Consider the following 20,444-nt stretch of genomic DNA (forward strand, 5'->3'; position numbering starts at 1 on the left):
CGGATGCCGCCTCTTGTTTTGTGGGTTATAATCGCTTTAATAATTTCTTCGCATACTTATAATACCGGTAACCCTATTTGCACTTCGGGCATACCCCGCTCACGATCACCGCTACGTTGCTGGCGGCATAGCCGGTGGGGAGCTGAATGGCGGGAATGTCGATTTCTTCCAGGCACAGGGTACTATCGCATTGCTTGCACTTGAAGTGGATGTGATGGTCTTCGTGGTGATGTTCGGAGCAGTCCTTGCACAGGGCGTAGTGAATGTTACTGTCTGTGGTGGGGATCTTATGGATAATGCCTTTGTCCAGGAAGGTCTGGAGGGTGCGGTACACCGTTACCCGGTCAAAGTGGGCGCCTTCCAGTTTTTCAAAATCGTGGTGCTCCAGGGCGCCATCGGCAGTGAAAAACAGTTCCAGGATGCGCAGCCTGGTTTCGGTCACACTTAGTTTGCTGATACGCAGCAGTTCCTTGATCTTATCTATATACCCGGTGGTCATGGGATGGCTGTTTTGTTGGGTGCAGGGTCCGTAAGCTTACGCAGGCGTTGGAATGCCTGGGCTATGAACGGGCTGATGAAAGTGGCTGGCGCGGCATATCCGGCAAAGTGACGGAACCAGCTGGTAAGATCTTCCGGCAGTAGCCAGTAGCACAGGGCGCACAGCAGCAGGTAAGTGCCACAGTTCAAAACGGCCACCTGCAAGGCGCGGTATTTCCAGGATCCTTTCAGCCCAAAATACAATACCAGCAGCGTGATGGCATAGAAGGCCAGCATGCGGAACACGTTCATTTCCACGGCATCGCGGAGGGCCTGGCGGTAGTTCCAGTCTATGAAACCATGGTTCTGCAGGGCATGTGCCAGGTATTCTGTTTCATAACACAGTATGCAGAGCAGGGTTTCTATGAGATACAGGGCCAGCAGGTAGGTGGCTATGCGCAGGAATCTGTTCATGCTTATTTTTCTGCCATCAACCTGGCGATGTCGGTATTCAGTTTATCGATGTCGCTGCTCTTGGTGCCTTCATACAGGCCGCGGATGCGGGCGTCTTTGTCTACCAGGGCAAACCACTGGGTATGCACAAAGTCGTCCGGGCCGGCGTCTGTACCGTCATCCACCATGTAGCTTTCCCGGGCCAGTTTATACAGCTGGCGCTTGTTGCCGGTGAGGAACCACCAGTTCCTGCTGTCGGCCCCGTGCTTCTCTGCGTAGGCCTTGAGGGCGGGTACACTGTCATTGTCCGGGTCTTCCGTATGGGAGAGGATAAGGAAATCGGGGTTGTCCTTGTATTTGGCGTACACCTTTTCCATATTGGCGTTCATCTTGGGGCAAATGCCTTTGCAGGTGGTAAAGAAATATTCCACCACGTAGGTTTTGCCTTTCACGTCTGCATTGGTAATGGTGCGGCCGTCCTGGTTAATGAAGGAAAAAGATTCCACGGTATGCCCTGGGCCCAGGATGGGCAGGTGTTCCACATTCTTAATCGTTCCGTTGGTCTGGTAAATCGCAAATCCGGCATAGGCAAGGAAGGCGACAGACAGGAGCGCAAAGAAGGAAATATAAAAAAAAGCCTTTTTTGATACGCGCATGCTGATGCAGTTTAGAACACAAAGTTCCGGTCTGCGGGCCAATTCCCCAAAGAAAAATATTACAGTTTCAGCCCCAGCTTAATGCCGAACTGGATGCTGGGCAGTACGCTTACCAGGCGTCCGTGGTCCAGGTTGGCCGTGCCGTTGTCGTTGTGGTAGGTGTTGTAATGATAGATCTTGGTGCGGATACCAATGCCAATGTAGGGATCTACCACCAGGCGGTTATGGGTTACCTGGCGGCCTACCAGGAGCTGGAGGCCATACACATCCTTGTTGCCGGAGTTCTTATAATCGGTATTGCCAATGGTCACGTGCTCGTGCGGATAGAAGATGCGTTTATACAGCAGCACGGGCTCAAAGTAGGTGCCACCGGCGGAGGGGATCACGGTATTGGTCTGCTTGGGTGGCACAATATACCAGCGCAGCCCTGCCCGGAAGCCAAGTCCCACGGCATCTACATACTGGTGGGTGCTGATGTCAGGTTTTCTCTGGCCAATGTCCACCCGTTCCAGCAGCACATAATCAGGATAGTCTGTATAAATGCCGCTGATACCCAGTTCCAGGCTCACTTTGGGGGAAATCACCTGTTCCAGGGAGATGTCCAGTTCATTAATGAGCGTGGCAGGGTTTATTTTAATGAATGTACTTTTCGGGAACGGCCTGCTGGTGTCCTGGGCATGGGCTTGCGTAATGGCGAAAAAACAAAGCAGCAGAGCGGCAAATATGCTTTTCATAAGTTAAGTACCGGCTTTTAAAAACGAGTTGCTGTAGCAGCAGAAGGGGGCTTGTTACTGGGGCAACTGGGACAATAATCGTTCCACAATCACCGGGTACCACTGGTGTTCCAGCAGGTGGATCTTCTGGGCCAGGGTGGCCGGAGTATCGTCGGGCGTAATGGTACAACGCTCCTGGAGGATGGGAGCACCTTCATCGTAAAACTCGTTCACGTAGTGGATGGTGATGCCGCTTTCGGTTTCCCCGGCGGCAATCACTGCTTCGTGTACAAAGTTGCCATACATGCCTTTACCCCCATATTTGGGCAGCAGGGCAGGGTGTATATTAATGATACGCTGGGGGAATGCCTGTACCAGGTTGGCTGGCACTTTCCAAAGGAAACCGGCCAGCACCACGAAGTCGATGTGGCGGGCTTTCAGTTCTTTTATATAAGTGTCTGTGTTCAGGAACAGCTGACGGTCCAGCAGGAGGGTGGGGATGCCGTATTCGGCCGCAATGTCCAGTACGCCGGCCCCCGGCTTGTTGCACACGATGAGGCTTACCCTGGCCAGGGGCGAGTGCTGGAAGTGGCGGATGAGCTGGCGGGCGTTACTCCCTGCTCCTGAAGCGAATATGGCGATCTGTTTCAACACGGTCCTTTTTAGTAGGCTGCAAAAATAAGCACGGTAAACACAAAATGAATGGTGTATCTTGTATAAACTATTAATCCACCCTATTTTTGAAGCTTGGAAGCGATTTTTATTGCACTTTTGCAGGGTACGGAAATCCGGGAATGCGACTGGACATATTCCCTGCTCCTATGGGAGCGCCACCAATAAGGTTATAGCAAAGCGAATTTTATTACCATTATAAGCGATGTCCCGGGGGTAAGAAAAAACCTGACAAAAGTCATTAAACAAGGGGACTTTCATCAACGGAACATTCAAAGCTGATCAGGGGGCATACTATAAAACCCTAATCCACAGTACATTTTAGCCTGCTTACTTATCCACAGGCACAGCGGACATATAGAAAGAGTTTATATGGAATTCTGGCTGATAAGTAAGAAAGGGAATAGATAAGAATAAGCTGTAATCCGCCACTGCGGGCACTTTCGGGGCACGTAGTTTAACAAGGGAGTTGATTATTACAAGCAATTAATTTTTTTAATTCCTTTGTGGATTGTCAATATTCTGTCTTATTTTTGTGGGCACTTTTAAGAATCTAGTGAGAAACTTAGGTCAAATCTAAATTATATAGGCTGTGTATCGTCGTGTTTCCAATCATTTGCGCAAGCAATTTGTGAGTGTGCTTATCCTATGCGCGGGACTGTTGTTCGCGTTCTCTTCAACTGCGAACGCTGCAGACGCGGCTAAGGGTAAGGCCATATTCCAGCAAAACTGTGCTACTTGTCACAATGTATTTAAGAAGGTAACCGGCCCTGCATTGCAAGGTGTGGTGGATCGTTGGAACGGCGACGTAAAGAAGCTGCACCAGTGGGTTCACAACTCTGCATCTGTACTGGCTTCCGGTGATGTTTACGCCAATGGCCTCTTTAAAGAGTACAACGGCCAGCAGATGCCTGCTTTCCCGGCCCTGTCTGATGATGACATTGACAACGTACTGGAGTACATTAAAACTGCGACGCCTCCTGTGGCCGCAACCGCAGCTACTGCCGCTACCGGTGGTGAAGCTGGCCAGGAAGAAGGTGGTAATAACAGCCTGCTGTTCGGTATCATCACCCTGGTACTGGCGGTAGTAGCGCTGATCCTGCTGCAGATCAACTCTAACCTGAACAAGCTGGCCGCTGATAAAGAAGGCGTAGCTGTTCCGGAGCCTGTTCCCTTCTACAAGAACAAGGCCTACATCGCACTCGTGATCTTCCTCCTCTTTATTATCGGTGGTTACTACACCATCAATGGCGCTATCAGCCTGGGTCGTCAGAAAGACTACCAGCCTGCCCAGCCTATCTTCTACTCCCACAAAGTACACGCAGGTATCAACCAGATCAACTGCCTGTACTGCCACGCTGGTGCTGAGAAGAGCAAGCATGCCATGATCCCCTCTGAGAACATCTGTATGAACTGCCACAAGGCGATCAACGAATACCATGGCCCTGACCTCGTAACCGTAGAGGGCAAGCGCGTAAATGGTACCGCTGAGATCCAGAAGCTGTACGATGCAGTGGGTTGGGATAAGGAAAAAGGCAAATACACCAAACCCGGCCAGCCGATCGCTTGGAACCGCATTCACCAACTGCCCGACCACGTATACTTCAACCACTCTCAACACGTAGTAGCTGGTAAACAGCAATGCCAGACCTGCCACGGTCCTATCCAGGAAATGGATGAAGTGAAACAGTTCGCTGAGCTGTCCATGGGCTGGTGTATCAACTGCCACCGTACTACCAAAGTACAGTTCACCGAAAATAAATACTACTCCATCTTCACCAAGCTGCACGACGACGTGAAAGCCGGTAAGATCGACAGTGTAACGGTAGAACAAGTAGGTGGTACCGAGTGCCAGAAATGTCACTACTAATCCGCAACATCTGATAAGGAAAGGGCGCCATGTGCGCCCTCTATAGAAACATCAATTTATTATAACGTAACTCGTAATAAACCATGGAGCAAAAAAAGTATTGGAAAAGCTTGGAAGAGTTGCACAATACCAATGCACATAAAGCGGCTGTTGAGAATGAGTTCTCCAGTGAACTGCCTTTTGAAGAGAGTGAGGGCCTGTTGAGCAGTGTGACTCCCCGCCGTGACTTTTTGAAATACCTCGGCTTCACCACGGCGGCAGCCACCATCGCTGCCAGCTGCGAAATGCCTGTAAATAAAGCGATCCCCTACGTAAACAAACCGGAAGAGATCACGCCTGGTGTTCCCAACTACTATGCCTCTACCTACGCCATCGACGGTGAATATGTACCGGTAGTAGTAAAGACCCGTGAAGGCCGTCCCATCAAAATTGAAGGTAACACCCTTTCTTCCATCACGGAAGGTGCTACCACCGCCCGTGTACAAGGTTCTGTACTGAGCCTGTACGATACGGCCCGCCTGCGTTTCCCGACCATCGGCAAAGCAGAGGCCAACTGGGCTGAGGTAGACAAGCAGGTGATGGCTGCACTGAGCGGTGGCCCGGTAGTATTACTGAGCAACACTTTTTCCAGCCCCACCACCAAGAAACTGATCGGTGAGTTCCTGGCTAAATATCCCGGCTCCCGCCACGTAACCTACGATGCCGTATCTTACTCCGGCCTCCTGGATGCAAACCTGGCTGCCCATGGCAAGCGCGTTATCCCCTCTTACCACTTTGAAAATGCCAAAGTGATCGTGAGCCTGGGTGCCGACTTCCTGGGTACCTGGCTGAACCCCGCAGAATTTGCCAAGCAATATTCCAAAACCCGCAAGATCAATGCTGAAAAGCCGGAAATGAGCCAACACTTCCACTTTGAAAGCATGATGAGCATCTCCGGTGCCAATGCGGACTACCGTTACGCACACAAGCCTTCTGAGACCAACGCCCTGGCCCTGGCACTGTACAGCGCCCTGGGTGGTGCGGTAAGCGCTCCTGCCATTGCAGACAGCCGCCTGGCCGCTGGTGTGAAAGATGCAGCCAAGGCCCTGCAGGCTGCCGGCGGCAAAGCCCTGGTAGTAAGCGGCAGCAACGATGTGGATGTACAAACCATTGTAGCTGCGATCAACGATAAGATCGGCGCTAACGGCAACACCATCGACTGGAATATAACCAGCAACTACCGCGAAGGCAACGATGCCGAAATGGTAGCCCTGGTAGAAGATATGAAGGCAGGCCGCGTAAACACCCTGCTGGTGTACAACGCAAACCCTGCTTACGATTACTTTGACGCCGCCGGCTTTACCCAGGGCCTGGCCAAGGTAAAGAACAGCGTATCCTTCAACGACCGCCGTGATGAGACCACGGAACTGTGCAAGATCGCTGCCCCTGACCACCACTACCTGGAAAGCTGGAATGATGCGGAAGGTAAAACCGGCCACTACAGCTTTACACAGCCCACCATCGCTCCCCTGTTCAAGACCCGCGCATTCCAGGACGCACTGCTCACCTGGAGCGGCAGCACCACTACCTGGGCTGACTACCTGAAACAGGAATGGATCACCCGTCTGGGTGGCCAGGAAGCATGGGACAAGACCCTGCAGGATGGTATCATTGAACCCGCTGCTGCTGCATTGGGTGGTGCCACCTTTGCCGGTAATGTGAATGATGCAGCTGCAAAACTGGGCAACAGCAAGAAAGGTGGCCAGTATGAAGTAGTGTTCTACGAAAAAGTAGCTATCGGTAACGGCCGCTTTGCCAACAACCCCTGGTTGCAGGAAATGCCCGACCCCATCACCAAAGCCACCTGGGACAACTATGCCTGCGTATCCAATACGCTGGCTAAGAACCTGGCCAACACCGTGCTGGGTGACGACTATGAAGTGCACAACGACAAAAAAGTTCTGAAAATAACGGTAAACGGTAAGGCGGTAGAACTGCCGCTGGTGATCGTTCCCGGCATCCACCCGGATGTGGTGGCGATTGCCGTAGGTTACGGCCGCAGCAAACAGGAACTGGTAGGTAAAGCTGCCGGTGAACGTGGTGCGAACGTTTATCCCATGGTAAGCTACAACGGTAAGAGCTTTGACTACTTTGCGGTAAATGCAACGGTGGAAAACACCGGCGCTGATTTCCCGGTGGCCAGAACCCAAACCCACAACAGCCTGGAGGGCCGCCCCATCGTAAAGGAAACCACCCTGGAAGCGTTCATCAAGAACCCGAAAGAGGTGAACGAAGACCGCGAAGAACTGGCCCATTATGGACCCGACTTCCGCTCTGACGCGACCATCTATCCCAAAGGTGTGTACACTTACCCCGGCATCAAATGGGGTATGTCCATCGACCTGAACTCCTGCATTGGTTGCGGTTCCTGCACCATTGCCTGCCAGTCTGAGAATAACGTATCTGTAGTAGGTAAAGACCAGGTAGCCCTGGGCCACGAAATGCACTGGATCCGCATCGACCGTTACTTCAGCGGTGATGAGAACAACCCAGAGGTGGTGTTCCAGCCTATGCTTTGCCAGCATTGCGATAACGCACCCTGCGAAAACGTGTGCCCGGTGTCTGCAACGAACCACAGCTCTGAAGGTATCAACCAGATGGCTTACAACCGTTGCATCGGTACCCGTTACTGCGCTAACAACTGCCCGTACAAAGTACGCCGCTTCAACTGGAGAGACTGGAATGGTGCAGATAGCATGGCAGACAACCTGTACGATGTTGCCGATATGAACGACAACCTGACCCGCATGGTACTTAATCCCGATGTAGTAATGCGTAGCCACGGTACCATGGAAAAATGCTCCTTCTGCGTACAGCGCCTGCAGGATGCTAAACTGAGTGCGAAGAAAGCCGGCCGTCCATTGAAGGATGGTGAAGCCAGAACTGCGTGCCAGACCGGTTGTCCCACCAACGCTATCGTATTCGGTAACGTGAATGACCACGAAAGTGAGATCTTCAAAGTACGCAACGAGCTGCAAAAAGAGCGCCTCTACTACGTGCTGGAAGAAACCCACACCCTGCCTTCTGTGAGCTACCTGGCTAAGATCCGTAACAAGGCTGGCAAGGAAGAGAAAGCTGAAGCGTAAGCTGTATAAATAACGAATACGAGAATCGAAGAAAACATAAAGTAAAAAGTCGGGGGTAATGCCCCGGCTAAAAGCTTAAAGAACTATGCATTTAAAGTACGAATCCACACTGAGAGAGCCTCTGGTTGATGGGGTGAAGGATTATCACCAGGTAACCGAAGATATCATCAGCCCCATTGAGGCCAAGCCTGGTAAACTTTGGTATGTGGGCCTGGTAATTTCCATCTGCCTCCTGTGTTTTGGCGTATTCTCCGTAACCTGGGAAGTGTATTATGGTACAGGTGTGTGGAACCTGAATAAGACTGTTGGTTGGGGTTGGGACATCACCAACTTCGTATGGTGGGTAGGTATCGGTCACGCCGGTACGCTGATCTCTGCGATCCTCCTGCTGTTCCGTCAAGGCTGGCGTACCGGTGTAAACCGTGCGGCGGAAGCGATGACCATCTTTGCGGTAATGTGCGCCGGTCAGTTCCCGATCTTCCACATGGGTCGTGTATGGATGGGCTTTTTCGTATTGCCTTACCCGAACACCCGCGGTCCGCTCTGGCCCAACTTTAACTCGCCCCTGCTCTGGGATGTGTTCGCGATCTCTACTTACTTCACCGTTTCCCTCCTGTTCTGGTACTCCGGCCTGATCCCCGATTTTGCCACCGTACGTGACCGCGCCAAGACTAAATTGCGCAAACTGCTGTATGGCATTGCATCCTTCGGCTGGACCGGTTCCACCAAACACTGGCAACGTCATGAAAGCCTGTCGCTGGTACTGGCAGGCCTGTCTACCCCCCTGGTACTTTCCGTACACACCATCGTATCTTTTGACTTTGCTACTTCCGTAATTCCCGGCTGGCACACCACGATCTTCCCGCCTTACTTCGTTGCGGGTGCGATCTTCTCCGGTTTCGCGATGGTACAAACACTCCTGATCATTACCCGTAAAATACTGGGCCTGGAAGAATACATCACCGTAGGGCACATGGAAGCCATGAACAAGGTGATTGTACTGACCGGTTCTGTAGTAGGTTGTGCTTATCTGACAGAGCTTTTCATGGCATGGTACTCCGGAAATCCTTATGAATTTGCTGAGTTCTACAAATACCGCGCTGCTGGCCCCCTGGGCTGGTCTTACTGGATCATGATGAGCTGTAACGTGATCTCCCCGCAGATCTTCTGGTTCCGTAAGCTGAGAAGAAGCGTACTGGTTACTTTCATCATGTCTATCATCGTGAACATTGGTATGTGGTTCGAACGTTTCGTGATCATCTGTACTTCCCTGTACCGTGATTACCTGCCCTCCAGCTGGATTTACTACCGCCCGGCCTGGCCCGAGGTTGGTTTCTACCTGGGTACCTTCGGCCTGTTCTTCACCTGCTACTTCCTGTTTGCAAAATACTTCCCGGTTATCGCGGTTGCTGAAATCAAGCACGTACTGAAAACCACCGGCAAAAGCTTCAAAGAGGACATGGAGAAGTACGAAGAATTGCCGGCAGAACAATTTGCTCACGACGTGGCACACCACTAGTAGCTGGATCAAGAACGAGACAATTATTTTTGAAGATTTTGAATTTATCGACATATGGCTGTTAAAAAATTTGTTGTAGGCAGTTTCGGTGATGAGGCGGTATTGTTCCCGGCGGTGAAGAAAGTACGTACGGCTGGTTACAAGATCCACGATATCTATACACCGTTCCCGGTGCATGGCCTGGACCATGCCATGGGGCTGCGTGAGACAAGCCTGCACACAGCAGGTTTTGTATACGGCATCACCGGTACCACTACGGCACTGAGCTTCATGAGCTGGGTGTTTAACGTAGACTGGCCGCTGAACATTGGTGGCAAGCCGCATTTTCCGCTGCCTGCCTTTATTCCCATCACCTTTGAGCTGACGGTGCTTTTTGCCGCGGTGGGCATGGTAATGACCTTCTGCTACCTTTGCCAGATCATGCCTGGTGTAAAGAAACACATCTTCAACCCGCGCCAGACGGACGACAAGTTTGTAATGGTGATGGAAGTAACTGCCCGCAGCACAGAACAGGAGCTGACAAGCTACCTGGCCAGCGTAGGCGCAGAAGACATCAATACACAGGTGGCTGAAGAAGGCTGGTGGTACGGCCGCTTCGACCGGGAAGAGAACCTGCAGGAGCTTGATCCCGCAGCACCTGCTGTACAGGCATAACAGAACAGACATTTACTAAAATGACAATACTGCTCTCCGCAAGCGGGGCAGACCAAAGAAGACAAAAAATTTCTGATGAAAAGGATTTCCAACATATTGATTGTAGCTGCCCTGGCAAGCGGAGCATTCCTGTCAGCATGCAAGGATCATAGAAAGCCTGGAAGGATCTATGTGCCAGATATGTACCAGTCCCGTGCATACGAGTTTTATAGCGAACGGTTAGCGACAATGAAGCCGGTAGACGGTACCGTGAAGAGAGGAGAATTGTTGCCTTATCATCTGGGAGAATTTGATACTGCGCAGGCAAACCTGAACAAGAACCCGCTGAACATCACTGCGGATGACCTGAAAGAAGGCAAGCGCCTGTTTAATATTTACTGCGCCATCTGTCATGGTACAGGCCTGGACGGTAACGGCCCGCTGTACAAAGACGGTAATGGCCCGTACCCGGCCAAGCCGGCTAACCTGGTAAGTGGTGCCATCGGATCTTACTCCGAAGGTCGCCTGTTCCACGTAGCCACTTATGGTAAGAACGCCATGGGTAGCTATGCCAGCCAGCTGGATCGTGAGCAACGCTGGAAAGTGGCCGCTTACATCCACAGCATGCAGCCCGGCGCCAAAGCCGCTGCAGAAGCCGCACCGGCAAAAGACAGCACCGCTGCTGCTGCCGCCAAGTAATTTTAAATAAACGCATTTCAAAAAGTATTTTAATATACAGTAATGAAAGACCAATTTGTAGTACCGGCAAGATTGAGAACGACTAGCTTCGTGTTGATGGCTATTGGCTTGCTGACTTTAGTGATCGGCGCTGTAGCAGTTGATAAGACGCTGTTCTGGGCTGGCCTGTTGCAAAACAGTGTATTCTTTTTGCTCATCGTATTGGCCAGTACCTTCTTTATTGCCGCTACCACGCTGGCACAGGGCGGCTGGCAGATGACCTTCCGCCGTGTAATGGAAGCCATCTCCATGACCGTGATACCCCTCGGTGTTGTAGTACTCGTGGTGGTTTACGCGCTGATGTTTGGTAAAGTAAGTTCCGTGTATCCCTGGGCAGACCGTGCTGCTGTGGCAAGCGACAAAGTGCTGAATGCAAAAGGCGCTTTCCTGAGCTATGGCTTTGTAGGGATCGCTACTATTATCGTGATCGGCCTCTGGATGTTCTTCACCTGGAAATTCCGCCAGATGTCTATCCAGGAAGACGGTTGGGACCTCCGTCCTGACACCGGCCGCAAGATCCTCTGGAGAGGTACCGTATGGACCGGCTCTTTCATGGTGATCTATGTACTGAGCGTAGGCTCCACCACTCCCTGGATGTGGCTGATGAGCATCGATGCACACTGGTACTCCACCATGTACTCCTGGTATACCTTTATCAGTTCCTTCGTTTCTGGTATCGCAGTGATCATTCTCTTCACCGTATACCTGAAAAAACAGGGTTACCTGCCTTTCGTAAACATAGAACACCTGCATGACCTGGGTAAATTCCTGTTTGCATTCAGCATTTTCTGGACTTACCTGTGGTTCTCCCAATATATGCTGATCTGGTATGCAAACATCCCGGATGAAACCGTATACTTCGTTCCCCGCGTGCGCGGCGAATGGAGAGGTATCTTCTTCTTCAACCTGATCATCAACTTCATCGCGCCGTTCCTGATCCTGATGAAACGTGATGCCAAACGTAACTACACCACCCTGGTGTTCATGAGCATCGTGGTGATCTTCGGTCACTGGATCGACTTCTGGCAGATGGTGATGCCGGGTTCTTACAAACACCTGCATTTCCCGCTGTTTGAACTGGGCATTGCCGTAGGGTTCATTGGTTTTGTCATCTTCTGGGTAGCTAACCAGCTCACCAAGGCCTCTTTGACCGTGAAGAATCATCCGTACCTGAAAGAAAGTATTTTGCACCACACTTGATAAAAGTGCGTTTGCATCGTGGATAGCAAAGCGAAAAGTATTTAGATAACTTAATTTAGAAAATAGCAATGTCAGGGTTTTTAACAGTCTTAGTAATTGTGCTCATATTCGTAGTGATCTTCCAGATCGCTAAAGCAAGCGAGTATGTGTCAATATTGAAAGGAGAAAAGAAGGCACGGGAGCAGTCGAATCGTATTAACGGTTTCCTGATGATCGCATTCCTGGTACTGGGACTTTTGGGTGCATACTACTGTAATGAGGTCCTGAAAGATAAGCTTGATACCGTATCTGCCTCTGTGCAGGGTGAAGGTATTGACAACCTGATCTGGGTGACCCTGGGCATTACCGGTTTTGTATGCGTGGTTACGCAGATCCTCCTCTTTTGGTTTGCCTTCAAATTCCAGGAGAAGGAAGGCCGCAGTGCTTTCTATTTCCCCCACAACAATAAACTGGAAGTGATCTGGACGGTGATCCCGGCCATTGCGCTGACCATCCTGGTGGCTTTTGGTTTGAAACACTGGTTCACCATCACCGCAGATGCACCGAAGGAAGCCATGGTAGTGGAAGTTACCGGTAAGCAGTTTAACTGGCTGGTGCGTTATCCCGGTAAAGATGCACAACTGGGCAGCAAGAAATTCAAATATATCAGCGACGTTGAGAACAACCCTGTAGGACAGGATTGGGCAGACGACTATAATAAGGATGACTTCATGGCTTCCGAGATCCACCTGGTGGTAAACAAGCCCGTGAAATTCATCATCGGTAGCCGCGACGTGATCCACGACGTAGGTTTACCCCAGTTCCGTATGAAAATGGACGCAGTACCCGGTATTCCCACTACCCTGTGGATCACACCGAAGTACACCACCGCAGAAAAGAAGCAGATGACCGGTAACCCGGATTACACCTACGAACTTTCCTGCGACCAGATGTGCGGCGCCGGTCACTTCTCCATGAGAGCCGTGATCGTGGTAGAAACCCAGAAAGAGTTTGACGAATGGGCTGCCAAGCAGAAGTCACAGTACGAACTGGCACACACCTCCGCTACTCCTGCTGCTGCGCCCGCCACGGCAGACAGCACTGCGAACAAAGCAGTAGCGATGGCTAAATAGTTTAAGTGAAGAGCGTTAACTTTAGACGTTGATAAAAAAACTTTAAAATAGCTGGTTCCGGTAAAATGGGTCAGTTAGCATAAATAGCATTCTGATATGAGTAACGAAGCAACATTGCACGGTCATCAAGAGGTACACGGCTCGCTGGGGCATGATCAGGGCCATGGGCACGATGATCACGGTCACCACCACGAGACATTTATTTCCAAGTATGTGTTCAGCATGGACCACAAGATGATCGCGAAGCAATTCCTGATCACCGGTATTGTGTGGGCTATCATTGGTGCATTCTTTTCCGTTCTCTTCCGCTTACAGCTGGGCTTCCCGGACACGTCCTTTCCCTGGCTGCAGAGCATCCTGGGCCACTGGGCTGAAAACGGTCACATCACACCGCAGGCATACTACGCCCTGGTGACGATGCACGGTACCATCCTGGTGTTCTTTGTATTGACCGCCGGCCTTTCCGGTACCTTCTCCAACTTCCTGATCCCCCTGCAGGTGGGCGCCCGTGATATGGCTTCCCCCTTCATGAATATGCTCAGCTACTGGTTCTTCTTCCTGGCCAGCCTGGTGATGATGTCTTCCCTGTTTGTACAGACAGGCCCTGCATCCGGCGGCTGGACGGCTTATCCCCCGCTGAGCGCCCTGGGTGATGCTTCTATCGGTTCTAAAGTAGGTATGGACCTCTGGATCGCTTCTATGGCACTGTTCGTAGTAAGCCAGCTCCTGGGTGGTCTGAACTATATCTCCACTATCCTGAACATGCGTACCAAGGGTATGAGCATGACGAAGATGCCGCTGACCATCTGGGCATTCTTCTTCACCGCTGTGCTGGGCGTACTGTCCTTCCCCGTACTGCTGTCTGGTTTCATCCTGCTGCTGTTCGACCGTCACGCAGGCACCAGCTTCTACCTGTCTGATATCTTCGTGGCTGGTAAAGCACTGTCTAACGAAGGCGGTAGCGCCATCCTCTACCAGCACTTGTTCTGGTTCCTGGGTCACCCCGAGGTGTACATCATTATCCTGCCGGCAATGGGTATGGTATCTGAAGTACTGGCCATCAACTCCCGTAAACCTATCTTTGGTTACCTGGCAATGATCGGTTCCCTGTTTGCGATCTGTATCCTGGCGTTCCTGGTATGGGCCCACCATATGTTCGTAACCGGTTTGAATCCTTTCCTCGGTGCATTCTTCGTGTTGCTTACCCTGCTCATCGCCGTTCCCTCTGCGATCAAGGTGTTCAACTGGCTTACCACCATCTGGAGAGGTAATATCAACTTCACTCCCGGTGCCCTGTTCTCTATCGGTTTTGTGAGCACCTTCATCTCTGGTGGTCTTACCGGTATCTGGCTGGGTAACTCTTCCATCGACATCCACCTGCACGATACTTACTTCGTGATCGCGCACTTCCATATTGTAATGGGTGTATCTGCATTCTTCGGTATGTTTGCCGGTATTTACCACTGGTTCCCGAAAATGTACGGCCGCTTCATGAACAACACCCTGGGTTACATCCACTTCTGGATCACCCTGGTGGGTGCATACCTGATCTTCTGGCCCATGCACTATGAAGGTATGGCCGGTATGCCCCGCCGCTATTTCGATTATTCTACCTGGGAATCTTTCAAACAGTTTGCTGACCTGAACCACTTCATCTCTATCGTGGTGATCGGGGTGTTTGCTACGCAGATGCTGTTTGTTTTCAACTTCTTCTATAGCATTTTCAAAGGCCGCAAGCTCACCAACGCCAACCCGTGGAAGGCTACCACCCTGGAGTGGACCACCCCCATCCACGCTGGTCATGGTAACTGGCCTGGTGAAATTCCTGAAGTATACCGCTGGCCGTATGATTACAGCAAGGATGGTATCGACTTCATCCCGCAGACCACGCCTATCGGCCCTAACGAGTCTGCCCACTAAAAAATAGTTCCGGAAGCGCGGACCATACATCCCCGCGCTTCCGTTTCGCATAACTTAGCATGCGCCTGGGGTAAAGTTCCAGGCAGTGATAGAATCGGTATGTTGCAAGAAAACTCCATAAAGTTGTCGTCATCATTAGCTGTCGCTACACGCGTCCGGGATTATTCTCAACTTATGAAGTTCAACCTGACCTTCATGGTGGCGTTTTCCAGCGTGGTAGGCTTCTGGCTGGCGGCACCCCGGGATGAGTTTAGCGTACTGAAAGTTCTTTTATTATTTGCCGCAGGTATCCTGGTAACAGGAGCCGCCAACGCGATCAACCAGCTGCTGGAGCGCGATACCGATAAGCTCATGGCGCGTACGAGTGTTCGTCCGCTGCCCACAGGCCGCGTATCAGTACCGGAAGCGGTGGTCCTGGCTTCCGTAGCCAGTGTAGGCGGTATATTGATCATGGGCTTTGCCTTTAACTGGCTAAGCGCCGGCATCAGTGCCCTGTCTCTCATCATGTATGCCTTTGTATACACTCCCTGGAAGAAATGGAATTCCTTTGCCGTACTGGTAGGGGCCTTCCCGGGTGCACTGCCCCCCCTCATCGGGTGGACAGCCGGTAGCAATGCCATTGATGAGGGCGGAATTTCCCTGTTCATTATCCAGTTTATCTGGCAGTTCCCCCATTTCTGGGCCATTGCCTGGCTGGGTTATAAGGATTACCTGAAAGCAGGTTTCCGCCTGTTGCCCGCCAGTGGTGAACCCACCCGGCTTACGGCTTTGCAGGCTACCATGTGGGTATTGCTGCTCATTCCCGCGGGATTGGCGCCTTACCTGCTGAAGATCTGTGGTCCCTTTTATGCAGGTATTTCCGTGGCGGCTGCGCTGTTTTTCCTGTACCGCAGCATCCTCCTACTGAAGAAATGTGATGTGCCGGCCGCAAGAAAGCTCATGTTCGGGTCCTATATTTACCTGACCGTGGTACAACTGGCGATGCTGGCGGATAAAGTGTAACAATTAAATTGCAAGGAAATGTCTGTCATGAGCGCACAACGTAATAAGATACACCCGCATAAATATTCCCTGTGGATAGCAATGGGGAGTATTACGATGATGTTCATAGGCTTTACGAGCGCATACATTGTAAAGCGTGCGCAGGCAAACTGGAAGGTATTTGAACTGCCGAAGATATTTTGGGTATCCACCGCGGTAATACTGCTGAGCAGCGTTACCATCCAACTGGCGGTGAAGGTGTTCAAACAACGCCAGATGGGCCGCTATCGCCAGCTGATCACACTGACGGCCGCACTGGGTGTGGTTTTTGCGGCGCTGCAGTTGTGGGGTTTCTCCGATATGGCGGCACATGGTCTTACACTGGCCGGCCCTGCATCGGTGTCGTTCATCTACGTGATCGTAGCCATGCACATCCTGCACGTGCTGGGTGGCGTAGTAGCGCTGCTGGTAATGTTCTTCCGGGCTTACCGCACCAATGTTAAAGTTTACAGTCCCGTGGGCATAGAGGTAGCAGCTACCTACTGGCACTTTGTGGACGCCCTTTGGATCTATCTTTTGATTTTTTTGAGCGTAGCTCGATAAACGTATAAAATTTCATATCAAGAAAAATGGATACAGCGATAACAGCGAAGAAAAAATGGTGGGATGGAGGGTATTCTCCATTTAATGTAAGCTACGGCAAGCTGATGATGTGGTTCTTCCTCATCTCCGATGCCTTTACATTCGGAGCGCTTTTGATCTCCTATGGAACGATTCGTTTCTCCAGCACTTCATGGCCCGACCCGAACGAAGTGTTCAAATCCTTCCCTGGTGCCGGCGAAGCAAACCTGCCCCTCGCATTTGTGAGCTTGATGACCTTTATCCTGATCATGAGTTCCGTGACCATGGTACTGGCAGTACATGAAGGCCATAACCGCAATCGTGCGGGTGTAGCCAAATGGTTAGCCTGGACCATCGTAGGTGGTATCCTCTTCCTTTCCTGCCAGGCCTGGGAATGGACACACCTGTGGCACGAAGGCGCCTGGTGGGGCCGTAACCCGTTCGTGAACATGGACGGTACAATGTCTCCGCACAGCGACTTTACCAACTTTTTCTTTACCATTACCGGCTTCCACGGCCTGCACGTAACGTCCGGTGTGATCCTCAATATCGTGATCCTGGCAAACGTACTGAAAGGCACGTATGATGATCGCGGTCACTATGAAATGGTGGAAAAAGTAGGCCTGTACTGGCACTTTGTAGACCTGGTTTGGGTATTCGTATTCACCTGCTTCTACCTGCTCTAAGGTTCAACACAAGAAAAAGTATTTTAAAAGCGTCTAAAATTATTATCGATAATGTCAGCACATACAGAAGATTCAACCCTGTCAGCACAGCACGGTCACGCAGACAGCTCCACAAAAACTATCTGGAAAACGTTCTGGATCCTGCTGGGTATCACCATGCTGGAACTGGCGATCGCTATCGTTCACCTGAAGTTCGACGTGCCGTCCGTACTGATACGTAACTCAATCTACCTCTGCCTCACCGTACTGAAGGCCTTCTTCATCGTAGCAGAGTTCATGCACCTGAAACATGAGGTAAAGAACCTGATCCTGACCATCCTCATCCCGCTGCTGCTCTTCATCTGGTTTATTATCGCCTTCCTGGCTGATGGTGATTCCTGGAAGAACATGCGCAAGGACCTGGCACCTGGCAAACCGCAAACAGAACAGGTAGCACAGCCCAAAGGCGAATAGGCTTTACTTAAATCAATAACTGTAAAATGGTTAAATGCCGCAAGGTGTTTAACCATTTTGTTTTTTGGTAGGATGTAGCAGGCAGTAAGTAGTATATAGCCTGTGCTTGGTATAATATTCCCCGCGTGGCATCGCCATGGATGCGAAATGTGCTACCTTCGCGTACGTTATTATTTAATACAATCAACGCTATGTCCAAACGCGGTATTATAGGCTTTGCCCTGGCTACCCTGGTGCCGGTTGCCGGTTACCTCATCGTAGATCATTACGGCAAAAATGCCGTGCCGGTACCCCGCTACTACGTGGCAGACTCGGTGCGCACCATTGAAAAGAACGGCAAACAGGTAGAGGATACCGTATTTCACACCGTGCAGGATTTTACCCTCACCAACCAGCTGGGACAGCCGGTGAGCCTGAAAGATTTTCCGGACAAGGTGATCATCGCTGATTTCTTTTTTACATCCTGCCCCAGCATTTGCCCTACGCTTACCCGCCACCTGAAGCGCATCCAGGATGCCTACGGTAAGGTGAAGAACGATACCCTGCTGCAGATCCTGTCCTTCAGCATTGACCCGGAGCGCGACAGTGTGCCGCGCCTGCTGGACTACGCCGCCAAGTACAAGATCAGTCCTGATAACTGGAGCCTCCTCACCGGCGATAAAAAGACCATCTATAACCTGGCCCGCAACGAGTTTTTCGTGCCCGCGGTACAGCAGGGCGACGGTGGCCCGGATGATTTCATCCACACTGAAAAATTTGTGCTGCTGGATAAATACCGTCACATCCGGGGCTACTACAACGGCCTGGATACCGCAGACCTGGCCCGCCTGGTAAACGATATTTCCGTGTTGCACCTGGCCAAGGACCGCAGCCAGCCTGGCCTGTTCAAACGCCTGTTCTCAAACGGCAACCAGCCGGGAACTGAGTAATATCATAGGTTACCTTACCAACCGCATGTATCTTTAAACACTTGAAGCACATTACAACATTAAAAAGCTCCGCATGGAACTGAAACACAAGAATCTCAACCTTCCCATTACCATCGTATCCATCGCCATCCCGGCGCTGGTAGCTGTTTTGTTCTATCTGCCACGGCCCAACCTGCACCTGGGCTTTGACGTGCACATCCTGCCGCTGTTTCACGCGGTGCTCAATGGCAGTACCGCTGTGCTATTGCTGGCCAGCCTGTACTTTATCAAGAACGGCCAGGTACGTGCCCACAAGACCACCAACCTGGTGGCCATCAGCCTGTCTGTGGTATTCCTCCTGTCATATGTGACTTATCACGCATTGGCGCCGGAAACGCGGTATGGTGACCTGAACCATGACGGGGTACTGGATGCTACGGAAAAAGCCGCCGCCGGCGCTATGCGTTTTGTATATTACTTCATCCTGGTCACCCATATTACCCTGGCAGGCATCATTGTACCGCTGGTGCTCTTTACCACGTTGCGCGCTTTCCAGGACAACTTTGCAGGGCACCGCAAACTGGCCCGCATTACCTGGCCCATCTGGTTCTATGTGGCCGTTACCGGTGTGGTGGTGTATGTACTGCTCTCACCTTACTATTGATAATGGACACCGGGAAATATCATGTTGTAGGAACCTGCATTTTCCCGTAACTTTAAGATTGAAAACAAAAGGATAATGAAGAAACTGGTCCTGTTTTGTGTGATGATGATGGCGGCTGTAATGCCAGTGCTGGCGCAATGTTCGCTGTGTACCAAAACCGCCCAGCAGCTGGGAGAAGGCCCGGCCAAGGGGTTGAACAACGGTATCCTGATGCTGGCGGTGACACCACTGGCCATCATTGGTTTCCTGGCCTTCCGTTTTTTCCGGAGCCAGCGGGAAGAAGCATAGATTTCACACACTGTATACAATAGCAAAAGGTGAATGTTCCGCGGAACATTCACCTTTTTTTGCAAATAAGGTAACCGGTGTAGGATGCAGTTACAAATGGTTACTCCGGTTCGCCGGAGCACCGTGCACGTGTGAGCGAAGGGTAAAGGGTGTGTACTACCTTTTCTTCCTGGTCTCGTTTACCCAGGCGAAGCTGGTGCTTTGCTCAGACAAGATCTGTTCGGCGTTCAATTGCTGAATCACCTGCTGTAATTGGTCCAGTAACCGGGCTTGCTCTTTACCGGGCAACTGCTCAACGATGGCCTGCAACGGGTCCGCAAATTTCTCAACTTTACGGGCAACGGCCTTGCCTTCGCGGGTGAGGTGAAGGCTGGAACTGCGGGAGTCCGTAGCCACCACTTTACGTGTAAGGTAAGCCTTGCTCTCCAGGGCTTTGATCGCATCGCTGATCGTGGCTTTGGTCATGTTAAAAAAGCCGGCCAAAAAAGTAACTGTTCTCTCTTCCTCCGGTTGATGGAGCAAAAAAGTGAGTAACTGGATCTGGATCGGACTTAACCCATACAGCTTACCTTCATTCCATAACATCACGCGAAAAGACTGGGCTATGCGCTCCATGGCCACAACAACCTTGGCGGAAACGCTTTCCTCCTGCCTTTCGGGATTAAATGCTGACAATTTTCTCATAGGTTTACTTCCGTTTCAATGTGGGGGCTAAGGTAACTAAAGTAAAACTAGGTGTAAATGCTACATTAGTT

At 51.2% G+C, this 20,444-nt stretch carries 21 protein-coding genes; 15 read left to right on the forward strand and 6 right to left on the reverse strand.

What is annotated here, in order from left to right; translation table 11 throughout:
- Positions 1 to 73: 73 nt before the first annotated feature.
- The 5 genes from DCC81_RS04450 to purN are packed head-to-tail and all read right to left on the reverse strand — an operon-like array spanning position 74 to position 2,953.
- Complete coding sequence (locus DCC81_RS04450; protein ID WP_108685381.1) at positions 74 to 499, reverse strand: Fur family transcriptional regulator; 426 nt, start codon at positions 497 to 499, stop codon at positions 74 to 76.
- Positions 496 to 951, reverse strand: coding sequence for a hypothetical protein (locus tag DCC81_RS04455; protein ID WP_108685382.1), 456 nt, complete (start codon positions 949 to 951; stop codon positions 496 to 498). The genes DCC81_RS04450 and DCC81_RS04455 overlap by 4 nt, the downstream gene beginning before the upstream one ends.
- Before the next feature lie 2 nt (positions 952 to 953).
- Positions 954 to 1,586 (reverse strand): SCO family protein, encoded by a 633-nt coding sequence (locus DCC81_RS04460; RefSeq protein WP_108685383.1) that lies wholly within the window; start codon positions 1,584 to 1,586, stop codon positions 954 to 956.
- Positions 1,587 to 1,645: 59 nt separating this feature from the next.
- Positions 1,646 to 2,320 (reverse strand): hypothetical protein, encoded by a 675-nt coding sequence (locus tag DCC81_RS04465; protein ID WP_108685384.1) that lies wholly within the window; start codon positions 2,318 to 2,320, stop codon positions 1,646 to 1,648.
- Between the two features lie 54 nt (positions 2,321 to 2,374).
- Positions 2,375 to 2,953, reverse strand: coding sequence for a phosphoribosylglycinamide formyltransferase (purN, locus tag DCC81_RS04470; RefSeq protein WP_240612884.1), 579 nt, complete (start codon positions 2,951 to 2,953; stop codon positions 2,375 to 2,377).
- A gap of 610 nt (positions 2,954 to 3,563) precedes the next feature.
- Between purN and DCC81_RS04475 the strand changes: the two genes are divergently transcribed.
- The 15 genes from DCC81_RS04475 (at position 3,564) to DCC81_RS04545 (ending at position 19,689) form a co-directional block, all read left to right on the forward strand.
- On the forward strand, positions 3,564 to 4,841 hold the full coding sequence (locus DCC81_RS04475; protein WP_240612885.1) for a c-type cytochrome: 1,278 nt from the start codon (positions 3,564 to 3,566) through the stop codon (positions 4,839 to 4,841).
- Between the two features lie 83 nt (positions 4,842 to 4,924).
- Complete coding sequence (locus DCC81_RS04480) at positions 4,925 to 7,966, forward strand: TAT-variant-translocated molybdopterin oxidoreductase (RefSeq protein WP_108685387.1); 3,042 nt, start codon at positions 4,925 to 4,927, stop codon at positions 7,964 to 7,966.
- 85 nt (positions 7,967 to 8,051) lie between these two features.
- Entirely contained in the window at positions 8,052 to 9,485 is a 1,434-nt protein-coding gene (gene nrfD / locus DCC81_RS04485) for an NrfD/PsrC family molybdoenzyme membrane anchor subunit (protein ID WP_108685388.1), read from the forward strand.
- Between the two features lie 54 nt (positions 9,486 to 9,539).
- A complete protein-coding gene (locus tag DCC81_RS04490) occupies positions 9,540 to 10,139 on the forward strand; it encodes a DUF3341 domain-containing protein (protein ID WP_108685389.1) in 600 nt (199 codons plus the stop codon).
- A gap of 75 nt (positions 10,140 to 10,214) precedes the next feature.
- Positions 10,215 to 10,817, forward strand: a complete 603-nt coding sequence (locus DCC81_RS04495) for a c-type cytochrome (RefSeq protein ID WP_108685390.1) — start codon at positions 10,215 to 10,217, stop codon at positions 10,815 to 10,817.
- Positions 10,818 to 10,859: 42 nt separating this feature from the next.
- Complete coding sequence (locus DCC81_RS04500; protein WP_108685391.1) at positions 10,860 to 12,056, forward strand: quinol:cytochrome C oxidoreductase; 1,197 nt, start codon at positions 10,860 to 10,862, stop codon at positions 12,054 to 12,056.
- Positions 12,057 to 12,154: 98 nt separating this feature from the next.
- The gene (locus DCC81_RS04505; protein ID WP_240612887.1) at positions 12,155 to 13,168 is read left to right on the forward strand and encodes a cytochrome c oxidase subunit II; all 1,014 of its coding nucleotides are present in this window, start codon (positions 12,155 to 12,157) and stop codon (positions 13,166 to 13,168) included.
- Positions 13,169 to 13,264: 96 nt separating this feature from the next.
- Positions 13,265 to 15,088, forward strand: coding sequence for a cytochrome c oxidase subunit I (locus tag DCC81_RS04510; RefSeq protein WP_108685393.1), 1,824 nt, complete (start codon positions 13,265 to 13,267; stop codon positions 15,086 to 15,088).
- Between the two features lie 99 nt (positions 15,089 to 15,187).
- Positions 15,188 to 16,090: a heme o synthase gene (cyoE, locus tag DCC81_RS04515; protein ID WP_108685394.1), complete on the forward strand. Its 903-nt coding sequence runs from the start codon at positions 15,188 to 15,190 to the stop codon at positions 16,088 to 16,090.
- Positions 16,091 to 16,117: 27 nt separating this feature from the next.
- Positions 16,118 to 16,672 (forward strand): cytochrome c oxidase subunit 3, encoded by a 555-nt coding sequence (locus DCC81_RS04520; protein ID WP_240612889.1) that lies wholly within the window; start codon positions 16,118 to 16,120, stop codon positions 16,670 to 16,672.
- 26 nt (positions 16,673 to 16,698) lie between these two features.
- A complete protein-coding gene (locus tag DCC81_RS04525; protein ID WP_108685396.1) occupies positions 16,699 to 17,376 on the forward strand; it encodes a cytochrome c oxidase subunit 3 in 678 nt (225 codons plus the stop codon).
- A 51-nt stretch (positions 17,377 to 17,427) separates the two neighbouring features.
- Positions 17,428 to 17,829, forward strand: coding sequence for a cytochrome C oxidase subunit IV family protein (locus tag DCC81_RS04530; RefSeq protein WP_108685397.1), 402 nt, complete (start codon positions 17,428 to 17,430; stop codon positions 17,827 to 17,829).
- A gap of 191 nt (positions 17,830 to 18,020) precedes the next feature.
- Positions 18,021 to 18,758, forward strand: a complete 738-nt coding sequence (locus DCC81_RS04535) for an SCO family protein (protein ID WP_165806432.1) — start codon at positions 18,021 to 18,023, stop codon at positions 18,756 to 18,758.
- A gap of 73 nt (positions 18,759 to 18,831) precedes the next feature.
- A complete protein-coding gene (locus tag DCC81_RS04540; RefSeq protein ID WP_108685399.1) occupies positions 18,832 to 19,401 on the forward strand; it encodes a DUF420 domain-containing protein in 570 nt (189 codons plus the stop codon).
- Between the two features lie 75 nt (positions 19,402 to 19,476).
- The gene (locus tag DCC81_RS04545; RefSeq protein WP_108685400.1) at positions 19,477 to 19,689 is read left to right on the forward strand and encodes a hypothetical protein; all 213 of its coding nucleotides are present in this window, start codon (positions 19,477 to 19,479) and stop codon (positions 19,687 to 19,689) included.
- 156 nt (positions 19,690 to 19,845) lie between these two features.
- Here DCC81_RS04545 and DCC81_RS04550 read toward each other — a convergent pair whose 3' ends face one another.
- Positions 19,846 to 20,373, reverse strand: coding sequence for a MarR family winged helix-turn-helix transcriptional regulator (locus DCC81_RS04550; protein ID WP_108685401.1), 528 nt, complete (start codon positions 20,371 to 20,373; stop codon positions 19,846 to 19,848).
- Positions 20,374 to 20,444: the final 71 nt, after the last annotated feature.

Source organism: Chitinophaga parva (genome assembly GCF_003071345.1).
GTDB lineage: Bacteria > Bacteroidota > Bacteroidia > Chitinophagales > Chitinophagaceae > Chitinophaga > Chitinophaga parva.